This is a genomic window from Enterobacter cloacae complex sp. 2022EL-00788, assembly GCF_026627565.1.
GTDB classification, from domain to species: Bacteria; Pseudomonadota; Gammaproteobacteria; order Enterobacterales; family Enterobacteriaceae; genus Enterobacter; species Enterobacter pasteurii.
In genome coordinates, this window is sequence record NZ_JAPNMC010000012.1 from 119,832 (window position 1) to 142,698 (window position 22,867).

The window sequence follows — 22,867 nt, forward strand, 5'->3', positions numbered from 1 at the left end:
GTGAGGGGGAGAACCCGGCAAAAAACTTACCCGATCTGCCCATTCCCTAAATGCTTCACGCGGCGCTTCACCTCTTCCTGCTTGCCGGCGTTAAAAGGACGCGCGTCCGGGCTGCCGAGATAGCCGCACACGCGGCGGGTGACGGAGACGCGGGCCGCATCGTGGTTACCGCATTTCGGGCAGGTGAAGCCTTTGCTGGTGCACTCAAACTCGCCGGTAAAGCCGCACTCGTAGCACTCGTCGATTGGCGTGTTGGTCCCGTAGTACGGCACGTGCTGGTAGCTGTAATCCCACACGTCTTCCAGCGCCTTCAGGTTGTGCTGAATGTTCGGGTACTCGCCGTAGCAGATGAAGCCGCCGCTGGCGATCGGCGGGTAGGCCGCTTCGAAGTCGATCTTGTCGTACGGGTTCACCTTCTTCTCAACGTCGAGGTGGAAGCTGTTGGTGTAGTACCCTTTGTCGGTCACCCCTTCCACAATCCCGAACTCGGCGGTATCCAGACGGCAGAAGCGATCGCACAGGTTTTCGCTCGGCGTACTGTACAGGCTAAAACCGTAGCCGGTTTCGTCTTTCCACTGGTCCACCGCATCGCGCAGGCGCTGCACAATGGCGATGCCTTTCTCGCGCAGGGTATCGCTGTCGTAAATGTGCCTGTCGCCAAACAGCGCGTTAATGGTTTCGTGAATACCGATATAGCCCAGCGAGATCGACGCGCGGCCGTTTTTGAAGATCTCAGCAACGTCATCGTCCGCCTTCAGGCGCACGCCGCAGGCCCCTTCCATATAAAGGATTGGCGCGACGCGGGCTTTCACCCCTTCGAGACGCGCAATGCGGGTCATCAGCGCCTTACGCGCCAGCTGTAAACGCTCGTCCAGCAGCGTCCAGAAGGCCTCTTCATTACCTTTCGCCTCCAGCGCGATGCGCGGCAGGTTAAGGCTGATTACGCCCAGGTTGTTGCGCCCGTCGTGGATCTGCTCGCCGTTCTCATCTTCGTACACGCCGAGGAAGCTGCGGCAGCCCATTGGCGTTTTGAACGAGCCGGTGACCTTCACCACCTGGTCGTAGTTCAGAATGTCCGGGTACATGCGCTTGCTCGCGCACTCCAGCGCCAGCTGTTTAATGTCGTAGTTCGGATCGCCAAACTTGTGGTTCAGCCCGTCGCGGATGGCGAAGACCAGTTTCGGGAACACCGCCGTTTTGCGGTTTTTACCCAGGCCTGAAATACGGTTGCGCAGGATGGACTGCTGAATGAGGCGCGACTCCCAACTGGTGCCGAGACCAAAGCCAAAGGTCACAAACGGCGTCTGGCCGTTGGCGGTGTGCAGCGTGTTCACTTCGTATTCCAGCGACTGGAAGGCGTCGTAGCACTCTTTCTCCGTACGGGAGCGGGCGTAACCGTCGGCGTCCGGGATCTGCCACTCTTCCGCCGTTTTACGGTGCTTGTTAAAGCTTTCGGTCACGAACGGGGCCAGCACTTCATCGATGCGGTTGATGGTGGTGCCGCCGTAAATGTGGCTCGCGACCTGGGCGATGATCTGCGCCGTGACCGCCGTCGCGGTGGAGATGGATTTTGGCGGTTCAATCTCGGCGTTACCCATTTTAAAGCCGTGGGTCAGCATGCCCTTCAGGTCGATCAGCATGCAGTTGAACATCGGGAAGAACGGCGAGTAGTCGAGATCGTGGTAGTGGATTTCACCGCGCTCGTGCGCCGATACCACGTCGCGCGGCAGCAGATGCTGGCGCGCATAGTGCTTGGCGACGATACCGGCCAGCAGGTCGCGCTGGGTCGGGATTACTTTACTGTCTTTATTCGCGTTTTCATTGAGCAGCGAGGAGTTGGTCTGCTCCACCAGGCCGCGGATCTCCTGGTTCAGGCGACCGCGCTTCTCGCGCTGGACGTCACGGTCGTGACGGTACTCAATGTAGGCGCGCGCCAGCTGCTTGTAGGGGCCAGACATCAGCTGGTTTTCTACCGCAGTCTGGATCTCGTTGATATCCACCTGGCTGCGTTCATGCATCTGGCTGCTAACGACTTCTGCGACGGTGGCGCAGTAATCTGCGTCATCGACTCCCGCTGCTTTAGCTGCACGCAGAATGGCTTCTTTGATGCGCTCTGATTTAAACGGCACTTTACAGCCATCACGTTTCATCACATGCGGTGTCATGATCACTCCATTTTAAAAACAGGTTATCCACAGAGGTGGGGAAGTATTCACCGGGCTTATTGCTCGGCAGGCCAAAGACTTCCCGCGTTCCCGGTTCGTGTTATCCACAATTCCGGCCAGCGTAAGCGCCGTCTTGTTGTTGGAATTGTAGACGATAGATACAATATGTTGGGTCGGGATGCATTTTAAGTGCTACATATAGTGATTTGCATCAAACATGTTTGCGATTTTTTTGATTCAGAACAAAGTAAAAAGACGAGAGTACAAACGGCGGGCGCTGGAGCGATTGTAAATGCGCAGAGGCAAAATCTTGCTTAATTATTCAACAAAAACAGCAGAATAAGCCGGGCGCGACGGGCGCCCGGCGGGGAAGTTAATCCTGTAACCACCACACGGCTTCAAACGGACGGAGCGAAGACGTATGGGGGGCAGGGTAGTTACTCATCACGATCCGCGCCTCGCCGCCCGGAGCGTCTGCGTGCCATTCCTGAGATGCGCCGCTCAGGTTTGCCACCACTATCAGCGTTTGTCCCTGCCACCGGCGGCGGTAGCACCACAGGGAAGGGTGTGTCGGGAGCAAATCTTCATAGTCTCCCCACGTCAGCACCGGCAGGGTTTTGCGCAGCCTGATGAGCGACTGATAGGTGTAAAACACCGAGTCCGGGTCGTCCAGCGCGGCCCGGGCGTTCACCGTCTCGTAATTATCGCAAACGCCAATCCACGGCTCGCCCCCGGTAAAGCCCGCGTTGTGCGAGGCGTCCCACTGCATCGGCGTGCGGCCGTTGTCGCGGGATTTGCACGCCAGAATCGCCAGCAATTCCTCCGCATCGCGGCCGTTTGCGCGCAGTTCGGCAAACATGTTCAGGCTTTCCACGTCGCGGTAGTCGGTGATGCGGCTAAAGTGCGGGTTGGTCATGCCCAGCTCTTCGCCCTGATAGATATAGGGCGTGCCCTGCATGCCGTGCAGCACCATGCCGAGCATTTTCGCCGCCGCCACGCGGTGTTCCCCTTCGTCGCCAAAGCGCGACACGATGCGCGGCTGATCGTGGTTACACCAGAACAGCGCGTTCCACGCCTTGTTGTGCATCCCCTGCTGCCAGTGGTTAAAGAGGGTCTTCAGCGCCACGAAGTCCGGCTTCGCCTTCGTCCATTTTTCGCCGCCGGGGTAATCCACCTTCAGGTGGTGGAAGTTGAAGGTCATCGACAGCTCGCGCCCGTCCAGAGATGCATACTGCTGGCAGTTTTCCAGCGAGGTGGAGGACATCTCGCCTACCGTCATCAGGTTACGCGGGGTAAAGACGTCGCGGCTCATCTCCTGAAGAAATTCATGGATGCGCGGCCCGTCGGTGTAGAAGCGACGACCATCGCCGAAGGGATCGTCCGGGAAGGACCAATCTTTCGAAATCAGGTTAATCACGTCGAGACGTAAACCGTCCACGCCGCGATCGGCCCAGAACTCGCACACCTTTTTCAGCTCGGCGCGCACCTCCGGGTTTTCCCAGTTGAGGTCCGCCTGCTCCGGCGCGAACAGGTGCAGGTAATACTGCTCGCTTTCGGCGTGCCAGCGCCAGGCGTTGCCGCCAAACTTGGAGCGCCAGTTATTGGGAAGCTCGTCCGGCGTGCCGTCGCGCCAGATATAGAACTGGCGGTACGGGCTCGCTTTGTTCAGCGATTCGCGGAACCAGGCGTGCTGCGTCGACGTATGGTTAAACACCATATCCAGCACGATGCGGATGCCGCGCGCGTGCGCCTGGGCGACCAGCTCGTCAAAGTCGTCCAGCGTGCCGTAGGTCGGGTCGATGGCGATGTAGTTCGCCACGTCGTAGCCGTTATCCACCTGCGGCGAGATATAAAACGGCGTCAGCCAGATGGCGTCAATGCCGAGGGTTTTCAGGTAGTCCAGGCGCTGCGTCACGCCGCGCAGATCGCCCGTGCCGCTGCCGGTGGTGTCCTGGAAGCTCTTTGGGTAAATCTGATAGATGACGCCGTTTTGCCACCAGTGAGGAAGGGTATTCATAGTACGTTCCTGCAAATGCGAAGGGGCGCAACTGCGCCCCGAAGAGTAATTATACAATCTGCAACGTGCCCTGACGGAACTTACGCTGGTAGACCACGGTAGTCAGCGCCATTGGGACGATAATCGCCACCGCCATTGCCAGCGCAAACACCTGCCAGAACGCGGGCTGAATGGAGAGGATTCCCGGCAGGCCGCCCACGCCAATCCCGTTCGCCATCACGCTGTTCAGGCCGCACAGCAAACCCGCCAGGCCAGAGCCGATCATCGCGCAGAGCATCGGGAAGCGATATTTCAGGTTGATACCGTACATCGCCGGTTCGGTAACGCCGAGGTAAGCGGAGATAGCTGCCGGAACGGAGATCTCACGCTCGTTGTGCTTACGGCTGACGATGATGATGCCGGTAACCGCGGAGGCCTGCGCAATGTTAGACAGGGCGATAATCGGCCAGACCGGCGTGCCGCCCAGGCTCTGGATCATCTGCATATCGATCGCCAGCGTCGTCTGGTGCACGCCGGTGATCACCAGCGGGGCATACAGGAAGCCAAACAGCGCGGCCCCAACCGGCGCGAAGCTGCCGGTCATCAGGTGACGCACCGCGAAGGCCACGCCGTCGCCAATCATGCGGCCAAACGGACCGATAAAGGCGTGCGCCAGAAATACCGCCAGGATCAGCGAGCAGACCGGCACTACCACCAGATAAAGGTAATCCGGCACGATGCGCTTCAGGCGCGTCTCAATAAAGCCCAGCGCCAGCCCGGCCAGCAGCGCCGGGATCACCTGCGCCTGATAGCCCACTTTGGCGATGGTAAACAGGCCGAAGTTCCATACCTCAGGCACCTGCTGACCAAGTAAGTAAGCGTTCATTAACTGCGGAGAGACCAGCGTGACGCCGAGCACGATGCCAAGAATCGGCGTTCCGCCCATCTTGCGCACCGCTGACCAGCAGATCCCGACGGGCAGGTAGAAGAAGATCGCTTCGCCAATCAGCCACAGGAAGTCATAGATGCTTTGCAGCGCCGGGTACATCTGCGCCAGGGTTTTGCCGTCGCTCATCGGCACATCGCCGATGACGTTGCGGAAGCCTAAAATTAAGCCCCCGCTGATCAGCGCCGGCAGCAGCGGGAAGAAGATCTCCGCGAAGTGGGAGATAAGCTGCTCGTGCCACTTCATATTCTGGCGCGCGGCCTTCTTCGCCTGCTCTTTGTCGGCGGAAGCGTGCCCGGTCGTCGCCAGCAGAGCCTGATAGTAATCGCCCACTTCGGTACCAATCACCACCTGGAACTGCCCGGCGTTGGTGAAGCAGCCTTTGACCATTGAAAGCTCTTCAATGGCTTTTGGGTTAGCTTTAGCCGGATCGTTCAGTACGAAGCGCAGGCGGGTAATGCAGTGGCTGACGGTGGCAATGTTTTCACGGCCGCCTACCAGGACGATCAACCGATCGATATCGGCTTGTTTGACTTTACTCATCATGAAACCTCATGACAGATGGTGAAGGGATGAATGACCTGAACGCAAGCCTACTCCCTGAGCGCGACGGCGAAAATGGGAACGTTCCCGAAATCGGGCGAAGATCACAATAATCTATTCAAGAAGGTTATGAGAGACGGGCAGGAATAACGATCTGGCGCGGCTCAGCGCGCCCGTTGATCTGCTCTATCAGCTGCGCGGCCGCCTGCTTGCCTGACTCGGCGTAGCCCGGGTCGACGCTGATAATCTCCGGGTGTAAGAACTTCATCAGCGGCGTGTTTCCCACGCTCGCTAACTGCAGTTCCCCGATGCGCTGCTCCTGCAAATATTTGCTCGCACCCAGCGCCAGTGTATCCGTGGCGCACACCAGGGCCGTGGTCTGCGGGGTCAGCACGCTGGCGACCTGCTCATATCCCTGCTTCATGCCCAGCCCGGGCAGCGCGGCCACGGCGGGCAGGTTGTGTTTTTTACAGAACGCCAGGTACGCCTCATGACGACGCTTGCCGGTCGTGACGTCGGCATGCGGCACGCCGAGATAGCTGATATAGCGATGGCCCTGCTCATACAGGCGCTGCATCAAAATCACAATCGCCCCTTCGTCATCGTAACAGACAGAAGCAAACCCGCTGGCGTCGCGCGCCAGCAGCACCAGTGAAGGCTGCCAGGGCTTGAGGACATCCTCTTTAAGGCCGGTAAAGCCGAACAGCACCACGCCATCAATGTTGCGTCGCTGAAGCATACCGAGATGCTCCTCCACCATCTGCGGCGAGAATTTACTCTCCATCATGATCGGATCATAACCCTGCTCGTAAAAGGCGGGCAGCATGGTCTGCACGGCAAGGTTTTCGGAGAGAGAATCCAGACGCGAGACAATAATGGCGACCACTTTATCGCTCTGCCCGCGCATGGCGCGCGCGGAGCGGGAAGGGGAGAAACCGTGCTGATTCATTACCGCCTCGACGCGCTCGCGCGTACGCTCGCTGACGCCGCTTTCGTTGTTCAGCACGCGTGAGACGGTCGATTTCCCCACGCCGCTTAAACGCGCGATGTCTTTAATCGTAAGGCGGTTCTGCATGCTGTATTCCCTGTAACAACGATAAAATAGTCAGTTGAGCCTAATGCTATCCTGCGAATTCGCCATGGGCAAAGTCTGGTTTACGTTTGGTTTATTTGCAGGGCGTTATAATACCGCCCGATTAAACACGAACGGTATGGTTAAATCGCTATACTGCGTGCCGACACCCTACTTTTTACTTACCGGAGGCGACATGGATCCCGATCCCACACCTCTCCTGACCAGGAGAAAACCTTCTTTCCGGTAAGCCAGCCTTGTGCTGTCTCACCGGCGTGAGGCAGCAACGTTCATACGTTCCTGCTTGAAAATTTAAGTGCCTGACAGGTACGGCTTTGCCACGCCTGCGGGAAAGACTGCGTCCGCCATTGCGGATGCGGGGGAATGACTATGCTGAAAAATATCACCCGGCAGCTGTTTGCACAGCTGAGCCGCCATCTGCCACATCGCCTGATTGCGCGCGATCCGCTGCCAAACGGCAAAAATATCGCGGGGGCGACAATTCCCGCCTCCCTGACCGAGCGCTGCCTTAACGTGGCGGCGATGGATGAAAACGAAGTCTGGCGCGCCTTTGGCGGTCACCCGGAAGGGCTGAACGCGTCCGAAGTTGAAAAAATTCGCGCCGTGCACGGCGACAACCAGATCCCGGCGCAAAAACCCTCTCCGTGGTGGGTGCACCTGTGGCTCTGCTACCGCAACCCGTTCAACCTGCTGCTGACGGTGCTGGGCATCATCTCTTACGCTACCGAAGATCTGTTCGCCGCCGGCGTAATTGCCCTGATGGTGGGTATCTCCACGCTGCTGAACTTTATACAGGAAGCGCGCTCCACCAAAGCCGCGGACGCCCTGAAGGCGATGGTCAGCAACACCGCGACGGTCTCGCGCGTGATTAACGAACTCGGCGAAAACGCTTGGGTTGAACTGCCCATTGACCAGCTGGTGCCGGGCGATCTGGTGAAGCTGGCGGCCGGGGACATGATCCCGGCGGATTTGCGCATCATCCAGGCGCGCGATCTGTTCGTGGCGCAGGCTTCGCTCACCGGGGAATCTCTGCCCGTTGAGAAGGTGGCGCGCTCCCGCGATCCGCAGCAGATGAACCCGCTCGAGTGCGACACCCTGTGCTTTATGGGCACCACGGTGGTCAGCGGCACCGCGCAGGCGATTGTCACCGCCACCGGCGGCAATACCTGGTTTGGACAGCTTGCCGGACGCGTCAGCGAGCAGGAGAGCGAGCCGAACGCGTTTCAGAAGGGCATTGGCCGCGTCAGCATGCTGCTGATCCGCTTTATGATGGTCATGACGCCGATCGTGCTGCTGATCAACGGCTACACCAAAGGCGACTGGTGGGAAGCGGCGCTGTTTGCGCTCTCCGTGGCCGTCGGCCTGACGCCGGAAATGCTGCCAATGATTGTTACCTCCACGCTGGCGCGCGGGGCGGTAAAACTCTCTAAACAGAAGGTGATCGTCAAACACCTCGACGCCATTCAGAACTTTGGCGCGATGGACATTCTCTGTACCGATAAAACCGGCACGCTGACCCAGGACAAAATCGTGCTGGAGAACCATACCGACATCGCCGGAAAGACCAGCGAGCGCGTGCTGTACAGCGCGTGGCTGAACAGCCACTACCAGACCGGGCTGAAAAACCTGCTCGACGTGGCGGTGCTGGAAGGCGTGGATGAAGAGTCGGCCCGCATGCTCTCCGGCCGCTGGCAGAAAGTCGACGAGATCCCGTTCGACTTTGAGCGCCGCCGCATGTCGGTGGTGGTAAGCGAACAGCCGGACGTGCATCAGCTGATCTGCAAAGGGGCGTTGCAGGAGATCCTGAACGTTTCAACGCAGGTGCGCCATAACGGGGAGATCGTGCCGCTGGACGAGACCATGCTGCGCCGCATCAAACGCGTCACCGATAACCTGAACCGTCAGGGGCTGCGCGTGGTGGCGGTGGCGAGCAAGTTTCTGCCCGCGCGGGAAGGTGACTATCAGCGTATCGACGAATCCGATTTAATTCTCGAAGGTTACATCGCATTCCTCGATCCGCCGAAAGAGACCACCGCCCCCGCGCTGAAGGCGCTGAAGGCGAGCGGTATCACCGTGAAAATCCTCACCGGCGACAGCGAGCTGGTGGCCGCCAAAGTGTGTCACGAGGTGGGGCTGGACGCGGGCGACGTGGTGGTGGGAAGCGATATTGAATCGCTCTCAGACGACCAGCTGGCGCAGCTTGCCCTGCGCACCACGCTGTTTGCCCGCCTGACGCCGATGCACAAAGAGCGCATCGTCACCCTGCTGCGTCGGGAAGGGCACGTGGTGGGCTTTATGGGCGACGGCATCAACGACGCGCCCGCCCTGCGTGCGGCGGATATCGGCATCTCCGTGGACGGCGCGGTGGACATCGCCCGTGAAGCGGCAGACATCATCCTGCTGGAAAAGAGCCTGATGGTGCTGGAGGAAGGCGTGATCGAAGGGCGTCGGACCTTCGCCAACATGCTCAAGTACATCAAGATGACCGCCAGCTCCAACTTCGGTAACGTCTTCAGCGTGCTGGTGGCGAGCGCGTTTCTGCCGTTCCTGCCGATGCTGCCGCTGCACCTGCTGATCCAGAACCTGATGTACGACGTGTCCCAGGTGGCGATCCCGTTTGATAACGTCGATGACGAGCAGATCCAGAAGCCGCAGCGCTGGAATCCCGCCGATCTGGGGCGCTTTATGCTGTTCTTTGGCCCGATCAGCTCGATCTTTGACATCCTGACCTTCTGCCTGATGTGGTTTGTGTTCCACGCCAACACCCCGGAACACCAGACCCTGTTCCAGTCCGGCTGGTTCGTAGTGGGGCTGCTGTCGCAGACGCTGATTGTGCATATGATCCGCACCCGCCGCATTCCGTTCATCCAGAGCCGTGCCGCCTGGCCGCTGATTATCATGACCGGGGTTGTGATGGCGCTTGGGATCGCGCTGCCGTTCTCACCGCTTGCGAGCTATCTGCAGCTCCAGGCGCTGCCGCTGAGCTACTTCCCGTGGCTGGTGGCGATCCTCGCGGGCTATATGGTGCTGACGCAGCTGGTGAAAGGATTCTATGCGCGCCGGTACGGGTGGCAGTAAAAACTTACCCTCACCCTGACCCTCTCCCTGGAAGGGAGAGGGGATGATTACACCCTCGCCCCTTTGGGGAGAGGGCCGGGGTGAGGGGACTGGCTTTTCTCCCAAATTCAACAACCTGTGATCTCCGTCGGCGCATTCGCTTGACGACAAATTGAGCGCATGTTAACAGAATGTTTTGCCTGTATTTGGCCCGTCAGATAAGGAACATTCATGTTACGGTACGCTCTCTTAACCGCCGGGCTAATGCTCGGCGCCTCCGCGTTTGCCGCCCCGGCAGGCGATCTTCCCCTGATGCCCTGGCCTGCGAAGGTCGAACGCCCGACAACCCAGGGCGCGCTGGTGCTGAGCAACAACGTTTCCGTCAGCGTCAGCGGCGACGATCTGGGTGAGGCGGTGGACCGCCTGCGCCAGCGCATCGCCCTGCAAACCGGCTGGACCCTGCAGCCGCAGGCCGACAAGCCGGAAAAGCCAACCATCCGCATCGCTATCGTCAAAAAGGTCAAGCCGCAGCCGCTGCCGGACAGCGATGAAAGCTATACGCTCACGGTGGATGCCAGTGGCGTAACTATCTCCGCCAACACCCGCTTCGGCGCGCTGCGCGCCATGGAAACGCTGCTCCAGCTCATTCAGAACGGGGCGGAAAACACCTCGCTGCCGTGGGTGACCATTGAAGATTCCCCGCGCTTCCCGTGGCGCGGGCTGCTGCTTGATTCGGCGCGCCACTTCATCCCGCTCCCGGATATCAAACGGCAGATTGACGGCATGGCGGCGGCCAAGCTTAACGTTCTGCACTGGCATCTGACCGACGATCAGGGCTGGCGCTTCAGCTCAGCGCGCTATCCAAAGCTGACCCAGCTTGCCAGCGACGGGCTGTTCTACACGCCGGAACAGATGCGCGAGGTGGTGCGTTACGCTACCGTGCGCGGCATCCGCGTGGTGCCGGAGATCGACATGCCGGGCCACGCCTCGGCCATTGCCGTGGCCTACCCTGAGCTGATGAGCGCGCCGGTACCGTACGAAATGGAGCGCCACTGGGGCGTGCTGAAGCCGGTGCTGGATCCCACCAAAGCGGCAACCTACGCCTTTGCCGACGCGATGGTCAGCGAGCTGGCGGCGATCTTCCCGGATCCGTATCTGCACATCGGCGGCGATGAGGTCGACGACAGCCAGTGGAAAGCGAATCCGGCCATTCAGCAGTTCATGCGCGATAACAGCCTGGCGGACAGCCACGCGCTGCAGGCTTACTTCAACCGCAGGCTGGAGACGATCCTCGAGAAGCATCACCGGCAGATGGTCGGCTGGGATGAGATCTACCATCCCGATCTGCCGAAAAGCATTCTGATCCAGTCCTGGCAGGGGCAGGACGCGCTGGGGCAGGTGGCGCAGAACGGCTACAGGGGCATTCTCTCAACGGGCTTCTACCTCGACCAGCCTCAGTCCACCGCCTATCACTATCGCAATGAGATTGTCCCGCAGGGGCTGAACGGCGTGGATGTGATAGCCGATACCGACAGCGTTCAGAGCTGGGCCTTCTCCATGCCGCGGCTGAAGGGCAAGCCGGTAGAGGGCAGCTTCACGCTGGTGAAAGGGGAGTCGGGGTGGCGCGGGTTTATCGATTTTGCCGGGAAGTCGCGTCGCGCGGTGCAGGATATCGAATGGCGCGATGACAACCAGGTGACGTTTACCGTCGACACCTGGATGGGCGAAACGCGCCCGGTCGTCTCCGTTGAGAACGATAAGCTGAGCGGCTATTTCCTGGTGGGCAATGCCCGCTACCCGATTAGCGGCACGCGTCTGAACGAGGTGCCAAAAGGCATCCCGCCGGTGGTGCCGGACGTGGCGAATGAGGCCAACCTGCTCGGCGGTGAAGCCGCGCTGTGGGCGGAAAACGTGATCGCACCGGTGCTGGATATCCGCCTGTGGCCGCGCGCCTTTGCGGTGGCGGAGCGGCTATGGTCGGCGAAGGACGTAAACGACGTCGACAACATGTATACCCGCCTGCAGGCGATGGACAGCTGGTCGACGGTATCGGTCGGGCTGCAACAGCATACCCAGCAGCAGGTGCAGTTCACGCGCCTGGCCAATAACGCCGATACGCTGCCGCTGCAAATCCTCGCCCAGGCGCTTGAGCCGGCCCAGTATTACACCCGCCAGCACCTCAAGTTCCAGGCCGGAAACTACCATCAGTTTGAACCGCTAAACAGGCTCGCCGATGCGCTGAACGCCGAAAGCGCCACCGTGCGTCAGATGAGCAAATGGGCGGACCGTCTGGTGAGCGACGCCGAAGACACGGAAAGCGCCGACGCCCTGCGCCACGTGTTTAACCGCTGGCAGAACAACACCAGCGACGCGCTGGCGTTAAGCGAAAACAGCTATCAGCTGAAGGCGATCAAGCCGGTGATTCAGGAGGTGGACAAGCTGGCGTCGATTGGCCTGAGGCTCACCGATCTGGTGGCGCGTCAGGGGACGCTGGACGATAAGGAGATCGCGTCGATTCAGAGCGAGCTGGATAACGCGGCGAAGATTCAGGATGAGGTAGTGATTGCGGCGGTGTATCCGCTGGAGACGCTGCTCAGAGCGACGCGGAATCAGTAGGAAAGAACCCCCTCACCCCAACCCCTCTCCCCAAAGGGGCGAGGGGCTCTATCGTTCCCCTCTCACCGTGAAGAGAAGGCTCGATCGGTTCCCTCTCCCCTTTGGGGAGAGGGTTAGGGTGAGGGGATCAGACGACTCAGTGCTTAAGAACCCACGCCTCTTTCCAGTGTGAACCTGTGCCCGGCTCAAACTGGGTCGCATACTTGCTCCACTGCACGCAGTAGCCGCTGTACGGGAATGGCTTACATTCGTAGGTCTTACCGTCTTTAGGCTGCAGCACCACGGTACCCGCTTTGTAGGACGCGATATTATCCGGGAAGATAAAGTCGTGCTGGCCGCCGGTGTCCGCCGCGGCATCGCTTTCCAGCATCAGGTTCAGTACGTCCTGCGCAAACAGGGTGCCGTCTTTATTGGTGGCGTAGTACTTCAGCATGTGGTGACCCGCTTCAACGCCGGTCAGCGTCATGGTGACGTCCTGATTCGCGTTGTTCATCTCCTGCTTCAGATACCCTTTTTCCGCGCCGTGATGGTTCATGACGTGGGCTTCGAAATCGACGTTGCCGTGGGTATTCACGTGGAAGGTCACGGTCGCGCTGCCGTTCTCGATTTTGCTGTACTGCAAGTCGGTAACGGCGATGGTTTCATTGACGTCCGCCTTCTGCTCTTCGTATGAAATCGCAACGGATTGCAGGGTGCTGCCATCTTTGACGAATACGCTGTTCGCGCCGTGAACCGGGCTAATTTCGCCCGCTTCATCCTTCACCCCGACGCGGATATCGTCGTGCGCGGTGTTAATTTTCTGCGCCAGATCGTAAGACCACTGGTTGGCATCACCCTGAGCGGCAGTGGCAATCGTCAGTTCGGTGCGCAGGGAAGTCACTTCACCGTGCGCGTCGAAGAAGCGGGCAATGACCTTATCGCCGACGTTCAGGTTATTACCCGCAATCTGGCCGCTGAGCGTTTTGCTCCACTCAGATTCGATACCTGTATTTTCATCCGGCGTTACGTTGCCTCCGTTACCGAAATCAACGTCAATGGCCTGGTAAAAACTATTAGACGTATCCGCAATTTCCCAGACGCCATAAATAACCTGATAGCCGGTACGTGACGGCACATTACATTTCATCGCCTGACGCATTGCGGGCGCCTGGCCATTTCCATTAATGGTACAGAACGGCGTTAATTCAAACTGAGCGCGGGTCAGGGGCTTATTTGGATCCCAGTTTTGTTTGGTAATGTAATAACGCCAGTTGGTGGTTTTGTGCGGCGCGGTGTGATACCAGACAAACTCATGCGGGCCCGCGGTTATAGGGTTTTTCGTCCATGCGTTCAGGCTCTGCTTATCCAGCTGGGAGTAATTGGCAATCCCCGCGCTGGCAAGCTGGCCGTCAGGCGGCATCGCCCCTGTCGGGAAACCGGAGGTTTTCTCCACGCTCTGCGGTTCGTACTGTACGGAACCGCAGTCAATATTTTGACCGAGCTTACACATATAAGCGCGGCTGGCGGGTGATTCAATATATCCATGCGCGAGTGCGGAAGAGGCGACGGTTAATGTTGCGATCGCCAACGCAATTTTTGAAATTTTCATTCTTAGTCCATTTAAAAGAAGATAACAAAGCAACTGCAGTTTATTAATGGACCGCGTATGGCGTCATTGAAAGTCGAGAGTAAAAATAGTCAAAATAATAAAGGGCAGCCTGAGCTACCCTTTATTTATTGAAATGAATTAACGACGTACGGCAATCGCTTCAATTTCAATTTTCACGTCTTTTGGCAGACGGGCGACTTCCACGCAGGAGCGCGCCGGGAAGGTGGCGTTATGTTCGGTGAAGAACGCTTCGTAGGTAGCGTTAACGGTGGCGAAATCGTTCAGATCTTTTACGAAAACGGTGGTTTTGACGATATCGCCCACCTTCAGGCCGGCGGATTCAACGATCGCCTGCACGTTTTCCAGCGACTGACGCGCCTGCGCCGCCACGTCTGCCGGCACTTCACCGGTTTTTGGATTCACCGGGATCTGGCCAGAAGTGATGATCATGCTGCCCAGATCAACGCCCTGAACGTAAGGGCCGATGGCCGCTGGTGCATTTTCCGTCGCGAGTACTTTGCTCATTTTTTCTCCAGAATTACAGCGTTAAGAATGTTCCCGGCCATTATAACAGCCGGGATTTCATTACCAACCTCAATTAGTTGGCCAGCACCACATAATGAGAAAACTCTTTTTCGCAGTATTTGCATTTGAGCGCAATGTCATCGGCGCGTTTTTTCACTGCAAAACTGGAGGAAACCGGCTCGGCGTGGCTAATGCAGTTGCTGTTCGGGCAGACCAGCACGCTCTCAATGCGTTCCGGCAGGCTCGGACGGGATTTACCCACCACGTCGTAATCGTCGATGCGGTTAACCGTCGCGTCCGGCGCGTACAGCGACAGCTGGTTAACCTGCTCGTCGGTCAGGAAGGTATTCTCGATTTTGATCAGGTCCTTACGGCCCATTTCACCGGACGGCAGGTTCAGGCCGATGGTGATGCGCTGGTCGGTTTCGGTCAGCTTGAACAGCGTCAGCAGCTTAAAGCCCACCTGCGCAGGGATGTGGTCAATCACGGTGCCGCGCTTGATGGCTTCAACCTGGAGTTTGTTATCGTGTGTCATGGTCGTTTCCCCTTACAGAGCTAATTCGCGATTCAGAACCAGTGCCAGTAACGCCTGGCGGGCGAAGATGCCGTTCCCGGCCTGCTGGAAGTACCAGGCGTGCGGCGTTTTATCCACGTCGGTGGCGATCTCATCGATGCGCGGCAGCGGGTGCAGCACCTTCATGTTGTCGCGCGCGCCGTCGAGGTCGCTGGCGCGCAGCACGAACTGCGCCTTCACGTTGGCGTATTCGGACGGATCCAGACGCTCTTTCTGCACGCGGGTCATGTAGAGAATATCCACGTTACCCACCACCTCTTCGATGCTGGCGTGCAGGCTCCACTGAATGCCTTTCTCGTCCAGCATGTCGAGAATGTACTGCGGCATCGCCAGCGCGTCCGGGGCGATGAAGAAGAAGCGGTTGCCGTTAAATTTTGCCAGCGCCTGGGTCAGGGAGTGGACGGTGCGGCCATACTTCAGGTCGCCGACCATGGCGATGTTCAGGTTCTCCAGCGTGCCCTGGGTCTCCTGAATGGTGAACAGATCCAGCAGGGTCTGGGTCGGGTGCTGGTTGGCACCGTCACCGGCGTTCAGCACCGGAATGCCGCCGGAAAATTCGGTTGCCAGGCGCGCCGCGCCCTCCTGCGGGTGGCGCATCACAATCGCGTCAACGTAGGTGCCGATCACTGAAATGGTATCCGCCAGGGTCTCGCCTTTTTTGCCCAGCGACGTGTTGCTGCTGTCCGAGAAGCCCACCACGCTCGCGCCCAGGCGGTGCATGGAGGTTTCAAAGGAGAGGCGGGTGCGGGTCGAGGCTTCGAAGAAGCAGCTCGCAATCACCTTGTGCTTCAGCAGCTCCGGTTGCGGATTGGCCTTCAGTTTTGCCGCGGTTTCCAGAACCAGTTCCAGCTCTTCGCGGCTGAGGTCGTTTATGGAAATGATGTGTTTTTGATAAAGCGGATTCATGTTTATCTCCTGACGCCGGGCAAAAAAAAGCCCCTCAAATGAGGGGCTCTGGGAATAGATTACGCAACGGGAAGAAAAACGGCAGGCCAGCGTCTGATTTCAGACGCGGTAAGACGTTATGTCGTACACGCTTGACCATGCTTCCTCCCGGCAAATTGTCGGGCATTATACGCAGCTCGCTTTTCGGATCAAGCGATTTAATGCACGCTTTACTCAAAGCAAACGGTTCTTTGTGAATATTAATGCGTTCTGAGTAAATAATTAATTTGCTTATGCACCAGCGCGGTGCGCTTCACTACCCGGGGGGCGACCCAGACAATACTGCTTCCTGCCACCACGCCTAATATTTCCGGTAACTGGTGATAATCCAGAATACGCGCCACCGCGCGGCCATATCCCGCCACGGTATGGATAAGGATAAATTCGCTATTGTGCTCCACGCTTACCACCATTTCCGAGACGGTGCGCGCCGCGTCGGGGGCAGGGCGCAGCTGTGGATTCAGCGAATAAATCTTTAGCCCTTTAGCATTGCGAATTTTTATGACGCCAAGCAGCTTGAGCAGACGTGAAACGGTGGACTGGCTGATGGTCTCAAAACCATGCTCCTGCAGGTCGCGGCGGATCTCCTCCTGAGAGAGATAGCTCTTTTCCGCGATCAGACGCTGGCAGACCGTTAGCTGTAGTTGCTCTTTGGGAGAGTACTCTTCGTAATCCATCATAGTTCCCATATCAGTTCCCGAAATAACCGGTGGCACCGCACCGATCCGCAGGCCGGATACGCGCAGCGCCATCCGGCAAATCACAACAAGGCACCCAGGCTCAACGCCACCATAATCACCACCGTTAATATCCCCAGCAGCGGCGCGACCCACTTCAGATAACGCACGTAGGGCACGCGGGCGATAGCCAGCCCGCCCATCACAACGGCAGAGGTAGGAGTGACAAGGTTAACGATGCCGGACGCCGACTGGTAAGCCGTAACCACCAGGTCGCGGTTGACGTTAGCGAAATCGGCAAGGGGCGCCATGATCGGCATCGTCAGAACGGCCAGGCCGGACGAAGAAGGCACAAGAAACGACAGCACCACCTCCAGCCAGTACATCACGTTGATGAACGCGACCGTCGACAATCCGGTCACCAGCCCCTCGGCGCTGTGCAAAATGGTGTGGGTAATCATGCCCTTATCCATGATCACTACGATACCGCGCGCGATGCCGATAATCAGCGCGACGCCCAGCAAATCTCGCGCGCCGTTGATAAAGGTTGAGGTCAGCTCCTCTTCGCTCATGCGGGCGATAAGCCCCACGATGATGGCGCTGGCGAGAAACACCGCGGAGATCTCCGCCATCCACCAGCCCAGCACCGCCACGCCGTAAATCATCACCGCGAAGGCGAGGGCAAAAATCACCAGAATCATTTTGCGCACCGGGGTAAATTCCAGCGTCTGCTCGCCCCTGTTGCCGAGGAAGTGGGCGCGGTTCTCCTCCTGCTTATCCGCCACGATCGACAGCGACGGATCCTGGCGGACCTTGCGGGCGTAACGCATTACCCACGCCACGCAGATGACCCAGCCGATGACCAGCAGCGCCACGCGCAGGGCGATCCCGTTGGTGAAGGGGATCCCGGCGGCGTTGGCGGCGATCACCGTGGCGAACGGGTTGATGGTGGAGCCGAGCGTGCCGATCCCCGCGCCGAGCAGCACGGTGGAGGCGGCGACAACCGGATCAAAACGGGCGGCCAGCATCACCGGCACCAGCAGGGTGTAGAACGGCAGCGACTCCTCGGCCATGCCGTAGATGGTGCCGCCTGCGGCAAACAGCGCCATCAGGATCGGGATCATCCACTCCTCGCGCCCGCGCAGCCGGGTGGTGACGCGCTCGATCCCGGCGTCAATCGCCCCGGTTCTGGTGACGATCCCGAGAAATCCCCCGATGATCAGGATAAACAGCGCCACGTCGATGGCCCCGGCCTGGCCGGACTCCGGATCGTACAGCCCGGCAATCGGGGCCATCAGCACCGAAACCAGACCCTGCGGGTGCGCCGCAACGTGCGCGTAGGTGCCGGCAACCGGCACCTCCTTGCCGAGCGCCTCGTTCATTGCCATATGGTACTGCCCCGCCGGAACAATCCACGTCAGCGCGGCAACCACGGCAATCAGCACAAAGAGGATGGTGTAAGCGGAGGGAAACTTGAACTTGCCCATGATGTTCTCCTGAAACCCGGCGCACCCCGCGGCGCGCCGGGCGGTGATTAGTCGCCGAGTGTCGCCACCATGACCGCCTTAATGGTGTGCATGCGGTTCTCCGCTTCGTCGAAGACGATGGAGTTCGGTGATTCGAAGACCTCTTCCGTCACCTCCAGCCCCTTCAGGCCATACGCCATCTCGATCTCGCGGCCCACTTTGGTGTGCTCGTTGTGGAACGCCGGCAGGCAGTGCATGAACTTGACGTTCGGGTTGCCGGTGGCCTTCATGACGTGCGCGTTGATTTGATACGGCTTCATCAGGCTGACGCGTTCGGCCCAGGCCTCCTTCGGCTCGCCCATGGAGACCCACACGTCGGTGTAGAGGAAATCGGCCCCCTTAACGCCTTCCTCCACGTCGTCGGTAAGGGTGATGCGCGCGCCGGTTTCTTTGGCGATGGCGCGGCACTGCTCAACCAGCCCGGCTTCCGGCCAGAAGGATTTCGGCGCCACCAGGCGGATATCCATGCCCATCTTGGCCGCGCCGACCATCAGCGAGTTGCCCATGTTGTTCCGCGCGTCGCCGAGATAGGCAAAGCTCAGCTCCGGCAGGGCTTTGCCCGGCGCGTGCTCCAGCATGGTCATCAGGTCGGCGAGTATTTGGGTGGGGTGGAACTCGTCGGTCAGGCCGTTCCACACCGGCACGCCCGCGTACTCGCCCAGCTCCTCGACGATGGCCTGCCCGTAGCCGCGGTATTCGATGCCGTCGTACATCCTGCCCAGCACGCGGGCGGTGTCTTTCATCGACTCTTTATGGCCAATCTGCGATCCGCTTGGGCCGAGGTAGGTGACCTGCGCGCCCTGGTCAAACGCGCCCACTTCAAAGGCGCAGCGGGTGCGGGTAGAGGTTTTTTCAAAGATCAGGGCGATGTTTTTCCCGACCAGGGTTTGCTTCTCGCGCCCGGCTTTTTTGGCCGCCTTCAGCTCGATGGCAAGGTCGATCAGGTACTGGATCTCTGCCGGGGTGTAGTCAAGCAGCTTGAGGAAATTGCGGTTTTTCAGGTTAATGGTCATGGGGGAATCCTTTTTAAATTGTCAGCTGTCTGGTGCCCGCACCCCTCACCCCGGCCCTCTCCCCAAAGGGGAGAGGGTGTAATCGTCCCCTCTCCCCTTTGGGGAGAGGGTTAGGGTGAGGGGTGAGGGGCGAGGTGTGAAGTTATTCAGTTACGAATCAACGTGCCTTTCTCGCCCGCGAGGATCTCCGCGCCGTCGGCCAGCGCGCCGATCCCGGCTATCCCATTGCAGGCTTCAACAAACTCGCGGCAGGCGGCGACCTTCGGCCCCATCGAGCCGGCGTCGAACTGCATGCCCCTGAGCAGTTCCGGCGTGACCTGCGCCAGCGGGCGCTGGGTTGGTTTGCCCCAGTCGAGATACACCGCGTCGGCATCGGTCAAAATCAGCAGGGCATCCGCCTCAATCTGGCGCGCCAGCAGGGCGGCGGAGAGGTCTTTGTCTATTACCGCCTCAATGCCGCGGTAGCCGTTGGTGTTTTCCACCACCGGCACGCCGCCGCCGCCGTTGCAGATCACCAGGTGGTCGCGCTGGATCAGCGCCGCGATGGCGTCGCGCTCAACGATGCGCTTCGGCTGCGGAGAGGGCACCACGCGGCGGAAGTAGCCGCCGTCGGCCTTAAACACCCAGCCTTTCTCGGCGGCCAGCGCTTTCGCCTGCGCTTCGCTGTACACCGGGCCGATGTATTTGGTCGGGTTGCTGAAGGCCGGGTCGGCGGCGTCCACCTCCACCTGGGTGAGCAGCACGCTCACCTCGCGCTGGGGCAGGTTGTTTTTCAGCGCCTGCTGGAGCATGTAGCCGATCATTCCCTGGCTTTCCGCGCCGAGAACGTCCAGCGGGTAGGGGGCGACCCTGTCGTAGGCGCTGTTCTGCAGCGCCAGCAGCCCGACCTGCGGCCCGTTGCCGTGCACCAGCACCACGCGCCACTGCTCAGTCAGCCCGGCGATGGTGCGGGCGGCCAGCTCGATGTTCTGACGCTGGATGTCGGCTTCCAGCGGTTCGCCGCGCCTGAGCAGCGCGTTGCCGCCCAGGGCCACAACCAGAGTGGGTTTTCGTTCCATGATGGCTCCTTTAAATTCCGTCTCGTTCCAGCGGGCAGCTCATGCAGCGCGCGCCGCCGCGCCCGCGTCCCAGCTCGTCGCCCGGGATGGGCAGCACGGTGATACCCGCCTTGTCATACTTCTCGTTGGTCCAGACGTTGCGCTCGTAGCCAATCACCACGCCCGGGCGGATAGTGAGCACGTTGTTGGCGTCGTTCCACTGCTCGCGCTCGGCCTCAAAGGCGTCGCCGCCGGTGGTGATCAGGCGTACCTGATTAATGCCGAGCGCCTTCTCGATGGCGTGCAGCAGGTCGGTTTCCTGGGTGCGGAGCAGGCCGCCGCGTCCGTCCGGGGTGAGCGTCCAGCACTGGGCGTCCTTGCGCACCACTTCCGGGTAGACGGAGAAGGTATCCACGTCGATGTGGGTCATGACGGTGTCGAGGTGCATGCAGGAACGGTGCTTCGGTAGCTCAACGGCAATCACGCGCTCGGCCTGGCGATGTTTAAACAGGCTGTTGGCGAGAAACTCCACGCCCTGCGGGGTGGTGCGTTCAGACATGCCAATTAATACCGCGCCGCGGCCAATCACTAATACGTCGCCGCCCTCTAAGGTTGCGTGGTCGTAATTAATATTCTCGTCGCCGAAATACTTAATAAAATCGCCGTCGGCAAACGCCGGGTGCCAGCGATATATTGCCCGCAGGTTATTCGTTTCGCGCTGGCGGGCCGGTTTGGCCATCGGGTTAATGGAGACGCCGTTATAAATCCAGCAAGAAGTGTCGCGGGTAAATAAATGGTTCGGCAGCGGCTTCATAATAAAATCATTCGCCGTGTGGGTATCCACCACCATATTTTTAATGGCTGCCGGAATTTCGCCGTAGGTTAATCCGCCGCTTAATCTGCGCGCCAGTTCCCGGTGCGGCATATCCGCCAGCCAGCCGCGGACGTCGCCGGCAAAGGTTGGCCCGAGACGGTAGTCGGAGATTTGCGTCTCCAGCAGCCAGGCCTTAGCCTCTTCAATATCAAGGGTTTGTGTCAGAAGGTCGGTCAACAGCAGGACTTCCACACCCTGCTCGCGCAGCGTGTTTGCGAAAATGTCATGCTCCTCACCCGCCCGCTCAACCGAGAGCACGTCGTCAAATAGCAGCTCCTGACAGTTTGACGGCGTTAAACGTTTAAGACTTAAATTTGGGCGGTGCAGCATAACGCTACGCAATTGACCAATTTCAGAACCGACGTAATGCTTTTCCATAATTATTCCTTTAACTGTTTTTCAGAATAAAAAGGGCATGCGCCATGTAATGTATTTAATTGCATGGCGGCTAAGCTCAATTGATTTCGTGATTTATACTAGGCAGTTAAATAATCCGTAATGTGATATTGCTCACGCGAAATCGGATATTAAGAGGTTTGTTTTCATTTGCATGATTCGCATCAGATAATGATTAATTTCATATTACGGGCAGATGAATAGCTAAGCAGGATCTGCTGGCATTATTTGAGGTTGTTATTATTTTGTAGAATTAAATACTTTGAAATGGTTGGTCATGTGTTTGATTTTAAAAGATAAAATCATGTCGAAAGAATGGCTATGCAGAAATGCCGGTTAACTATTTTTGACTTAAGAAAAATCAATAAATAAATATGGAGTTATAAAGGAAATAATCGAAGTGATAAAGTGTGATGCGGCAGCAGGTTTTGTGAATTAACCTTGTATTTCAGCCGATTATGCCGGGCACGTAAAACGCGCCGAATGAGGTTATGCATAACCGCTGCATAATTGCCGGCGTGTAATTAACATAGGATTAACACATTTACCGATAAACATGCGCTCGCGCAAAACTTGCCTAAAAAGGGCTGGTGTGAACGAGACAATCCTCGTATAAAAGATAAAAATGAAACGATGTTTTACTTTGAGGATTCAACCATGATTATTGGCAACATTCATCATCTTCAGTCCTGGCTGCCGGTCGAGCTGCGTCAGGCCATTGAGCACGTTAAGGCACACGTCACCGACGCCACGCCGATCGGCAAGCACGACATCAGCGGCAACAGCCTGTTTTATCTGGTCTCCGAAGACATGACCCAGCCGTTTGCCGAGCGCCGCGCGGAGTACCATGCGCGCTATCTGGACATTCAGATTGTGCTCAAAGGGCAGGAAGGGATGACGTTCAGTACGTTGCCACACGGCACGCCGGACACCGACTGGCTGGCGGATAAAGACATCGCGTTCCTGCCGGAAGGCGAGCAGGAGAAAACCGTGGTGCTGAGCGAAGGGGATTTCGTGGTGTTCTGGCCGGGTGAAGTACATAAGCCGCTGTGCGCGGTGGGGGCGCCTGCTAAGGTCAGGAAAGTGGTTGTTAAGATGTTGGTGGAGTAATTTCCCCTCACCCCGGCCCTCTCCCAAGGGGAGAGGGTGTAAAAGTTCCCTCTCCCTGTGGGCTGAGGGATCCCCAGTAATATGGTCATACCACCATGACCATATTACTGTACTCTTTTCCCAGCTTTTTCATCTCGTTAACTATATTCAGGCGTCTTACTTTCCCGGGCTCATGCCGGATGACTT

Annotated in this window: 17 protein-coding genes and 1 pseudogene; 4 read left to right on the forward strand and 14 right to left on the reverse strand. The window is 58.5% G+C overall.

The genetic code is table 11. From position 1 onward, the window contains the following. Positions 1 to 26: 26 nt before the first annotated feature. From nrdD to treR, 4 genes are all read right to left on the reverse strand, one after another. Positions 27 to 2,165, reverse strand: a complete 2,139-nt coding sequence (gene nrdD, locus OWK27_RS18495; protein WP_267590945.1) for an anaerobic ribonucleoside-triphosphate reductase — start codon at positions 2,163 to 2,165, stop codon at positions 27 to 29. Positions 2,166 to 2,538: 373 nt separating this feature from the next. After that, a complete protein-coding gene (treC, locus tag OWK27_RS18500; protein ID WP_267590946.1) occupies positions 2,539 to 4,182 on the reverse strand; it encodes an alpha,alpha-phosphotrehalase in 1,644 nt (547 codons plus the stop codon). A gap of 49 nt (positions 4,183 to 4,231) precedes the next feature. Next, the gene (treB, locus tag OWK27_RS18505) at positions 4,232 to 5,650 is read right to left on the reverse strand and encodes a PTS trehalose transporter subunit IIBC (protein ID WP_176611142.1); all 1,419 of its coding nucleotides are present in this window, start codon (positions 5,648 to 5,650) and stop codon (positions 4,232 to 4,234) included. 127 nt (positions 5,651 to 5,777) lie between these two features. Then, a complete protein-coding gene (treR, locus tag OWK27_RS18510) occupies positions 5,778 to 6,725 on the reverse strand; it encodes a trehalose operon repressor TreR (protein ID WP_267590947.1) in 948 nt (315 codons plus the stop codon). A 387-nt stretch (positions 6,726 to 7,112) separates the two neighbouring features. On the opposite strand from treR, the gene mgtA reads away from it, so the two are divergent. Together mgtA and OWK27_RS18520 are read left to right on the forward strand one after the other, a co-directional pair. Further along, the gene (gene mgtA, locus OWK27_RS18515) at positions 7,113 to 9,821 is read left to right on the forward strand and encodes a magnesium-translocating P-type ATPase (RefSeq protein WP_242173827.1); all 2,709 of its coding nucleotides are present in this window, start codon (positions 7,113 to 7,115) and stop codon (positions 9,819 to 9,821) included. A 210-nt stretch (positions 9,822 to 10,031) separates the two neighbouring features. Continuing rightward, positions 10,032 to 12,416, forward strand: a complete 2,385-nt coding sequence (locus OWK27_RS18520) for a beta-N-acetylhexosaminidase (RefSeq protein ID WP_267590948.1) — start codon at positions 10,032 to 10,034, stop codon at positions 12,414 to 12,416. Between the two features lie 136 nt (positions 12,417 to 12,552). On the opposite strand, the gene gbpA is transcribed toward OWK27_RS18520, so the two are convergent. From gbpA to OWK27_RS18545, 5 genes are all read right to left on the reverse strand, one after another. Next, a complete protein-coding gene (gbpA, locus tag OWK27_RS18525; RefSeq protein ID WP_267590949.1) occupies positions 12,553 to 14,004 on the reverse strand; it encodes an N-acetylglucosamine-binding protein GbpA in 1,452 nt (483 codons plus the stop codon). A 138-nt stretch (positions 14,005 to 14,142) separates the two neighbouring features. Beyond that, the gene (ridA, locus tag OWK27_RS18530; RefSeq protein WP_003863373.1) at positions 14,143 to 14,529 is read right to left on the reverse strand and encodes a 2-iminobutanoate/2-iminopropanoate deaminase; all 387 of its coding nucleotides are present in this window, start codon (positions 14,527 to 14,529) and stop codon (positions 14,143 to 14,145) included. A 73-nt stretch (positions 14,530 to 14,602) separates the two neighbouring features. Beyond that, positions 14,603 to 15,064 (reverse strand): aspartate carbamoyltransferase regulatory subunit, encoded by a 462-nt coding sequence (pyrI, locus tag OWK27_RS18535; protein ID WP_014830457.1) that lies wholly within the window; start codon positions 15,062 to 15,064, stop codon positions 14,603 to 14,605. Between the two features lie 12 nt (positions 15,065 to 15,076). Next, positions 15,077 to 16,009 (reverse strand): aspartate carbamoyltransferase, encoded by a 933-nt coding sequence (gene pyrB / locus OWK27_RS18540; RefSeq protein ID WP_148422660.1) that lies wholly within the window; start codon positions 16,007 to 16,009, stop codon positions 15,077 to 15,079. 34 nt (positions 16,010 to 16,043) lie between these two features. After that, positions 16,044 to 16,148 (reverse strand): pyrBI operon leader peptide, encoded by a 105-nt coding sequence (locus OWK27_RS18545; RefSeq protein ID WP_176608854.1) that lies wholly within the window; start codon positions 16,146 to 16,148, stop codon positions 16,044 to 16,046. Here OWK27_RS18545 and OWK27_RS18550 point away from each other — a divergent pair. Beyond that, a pseudogene (locus tag OWK27_RS18550) lies at positions 16,128 to 16,245 on the forward strand (hypothetical protein). The gene OWK27_RS18545 and the pseudogene OWK27_RS18550 overlap by 21 nt on opposite strands. Positions 16,246 to 16,248: 3 nt before the next feature. On the opposite strand, the gene OWK27_RS18555 reads toward OWK27_RS18550, so the two are convergent. From OWK27_RS18555 to arcA, 5 genes are all read right to left on the reverse strand, one after another. Continuing rightward, positions 16,249 to 16,728 carry an arginine repressor gene (locus tag OWK27_RS18555; protein WP_042322591.1) on the reverse strand — a complete coding sequence of 160 codons (480 nt, stop codon included), beginning with the start codon at positions 16,726 to 16,728 and terminating at the stop codon, positions 16,249 to 16,251. Positions 16,729 to 16,808: 80 nt separating this feature from the next. Further along, positions 16,809 to 18,212 (reverse strand): YfcC family protein, encoded by a 1,404-nt coding sequence (locus OWK27_RS18560; protein WP_176608853.1) that lies wholly within the window; start codon positions 18,210 to 18,212, stop codon positions 16,809 to 16,811. A gap of 47 nt (positions 18,213 to 18,259) precedes the next feature. Continuing rightward, the gene (argF, locus tag OWK27_RS18565) at positions 18,260 to 19,264 is read right to left on the reverse strand and encodes an ornithine carbamoyltransferase (RefSeq protein WP_176608852.1); all 1,005 of its coding nucleotides are present in this window, start codon (positions 19,262 to 19,264) and stop codon (positions 18,260 to 18,262) included. Between the two features lie 146 nt (positions 19,265 to 19,410). After that, entirely contained in the window at positions 19,411 to 20,322 is a 912-nt protein-coding gene (gene arcC / locus OWK27_RS18570) for a carbamate kinase (RefSeq protein ID WP_267590950.1), read from the reverse strand. A 10-nt stretch (positions 20,323 to 20,332) separates the two neighbouring features. Continuing rightward, positions 20,333 to 21,553, reverse strand: coding sequence for an arginine deiminase (gene arcA / locus OWK27_RS18575; protein ID WP_176608850.1), 1,221 nt, complete (start codon positions 21,551 to 21,553; stop codon positions 20,333 to 20,335). A gap of 675 nt (positions 21,554 to 22,228) precedes the next feature. Here arcA and OWK27_RS18580 point away from each other — a divergent pair. Beyond that, positions 22,229 to 22,681: a YhcH/YjgK/YiaL family protein gene (locus OWK27_RS18580; RefSeq protein WP_176608849.1), complete on the forward strand. Its 453-nt coding sequence runs from the start codon at positions 22,229 to 22,231 to the stop codon at positions 22,679 to 22,681. Positions 22,682 to 22,867 lie beyond the last annotated feature (186 nt).

What these genes read in the sequence shown, in the direction of transcription:
- pyrI (WP_014830457.1), bottom strand. Translation starts at nt 15,064, where the DNA reads ATGACACACGATAACAAACTCCAGGTTGAAGCCATCAAGCGCGGCACC.
- OWK27_RS18580 (WP_176608849.1), top strand. Translation starts at nt 22,229, where the DNA reads ATGATTATTGGCAACATTCATCATCTTCAGTCCTGGCTGCCGGTCGAG.
- argF (WP_176608852.1), bottom strand. Translation starts at nt 19,264, where the DNA reads ATGACCATTAACCTGAAAAACCGCAATTTCCTCAAGCTGCTTGACTAC.
- treR (WP_267590947.1), bottom strand. Translation starts at nt 6,725, where the DNA reads ATGCAGAACCGCCTTACGATTAAAGACATCGCGCGTTTAAGCGGCGTG.
- treB (WP_176611142.1), bottom strand. Translation starts at nt 5,650, where the DNA reads ATGAGTAAAGTCAAACAAGCCGATATCGATCGGTTGATCGTCCTGGTA.
- arcA (WP_176608850.1), bottom strand. Translation starts at nt 21,553, where the DNA reads ATGGAAAAGCATTACGTCGGTTCTGAAATTGGTCAATTGCGTAGCGTT.
- arcC (WP_267590950.1), bottom strand. Translation starts at nt 20,322, where the DNA reads ATGGAACGAAAACCCACTCTGGTTGTGGCCCTGGGCGGCAACGCGCTG.
- pyrB (WP_148422660.1), bottom strand. Translation starts at nt 16,009, where the DNA reads ATGAATCCGCTTTATCAAAAACACATCATTTCCATAAACGACCTCAGC.
- OWK27_RS18520 (WP_267590948.1), top strand. Translation starts at nt 10,032, where the DNA reads ATGTTACGGTACGCTCTCTTAACCGCCGGGCTAATGCTCGGCGCCTCC.
- OWK27_RS18555 (WP_042322591.1), bottom strand. Translation starts at nt 16,728, where the DNA reads ATGATGGATTACGAAGAGTACTCTCCCAAAGAGCAACTACAGCTAACG.
- OWK27_RS18560 (WP_176608853.1), bottom strand. Translation starts at nt 18,212, where the DNA reads ATGGGCAAGTTCAAGTTTCCCTCCGCTTACACCATCCTCTTTGTGCTG.
- gbpA (WP_267590949.1), bottom strand. Translation starts at nt 14,004, where the DNA reads ATGAAAATTTCAAAAATTGCGTTGGCGATCGCAACATTAACCGTCGCC.
- mgtA (WP_242173827.1), top strand. Translation starts at nt 7,113, where the DNA reads ATGCTGAAAAATATCACCCGGCAGCTGTTTGCACAGCTGAGCCGCCAT.
- nrdD (WP_267590945.1), bottom strand. Translation starts at nt 2,165, where the DNA reads ATGACACCGCATGTGATGAAACGTGATGGCTGTAAAGTGCCGTTTAAA.
- treC (WP_267590946.1), bottom strand. Translation starts at nt 4,182, where the DNA reads ATGAATACCCTTCCTCACTGGTGGCAAAACGGCGTCATCTATCAGATT.
- ridA (WP_003863373.1), bottom strand. Translation starts at nt 14,529, where the DNA reads ATGAGCAAAGTACTCGCGACGGAAAATGCACCAGCGGCCATCGGCCCT.
- OWK27_RS18545 (WP_176608854.1), bottom strand. Translation starts at nt 16,148, where the DNA reads ATGGTCAAGCGTGTACGACATAACGTCTTACCGCGTCTGAAATCAGAC.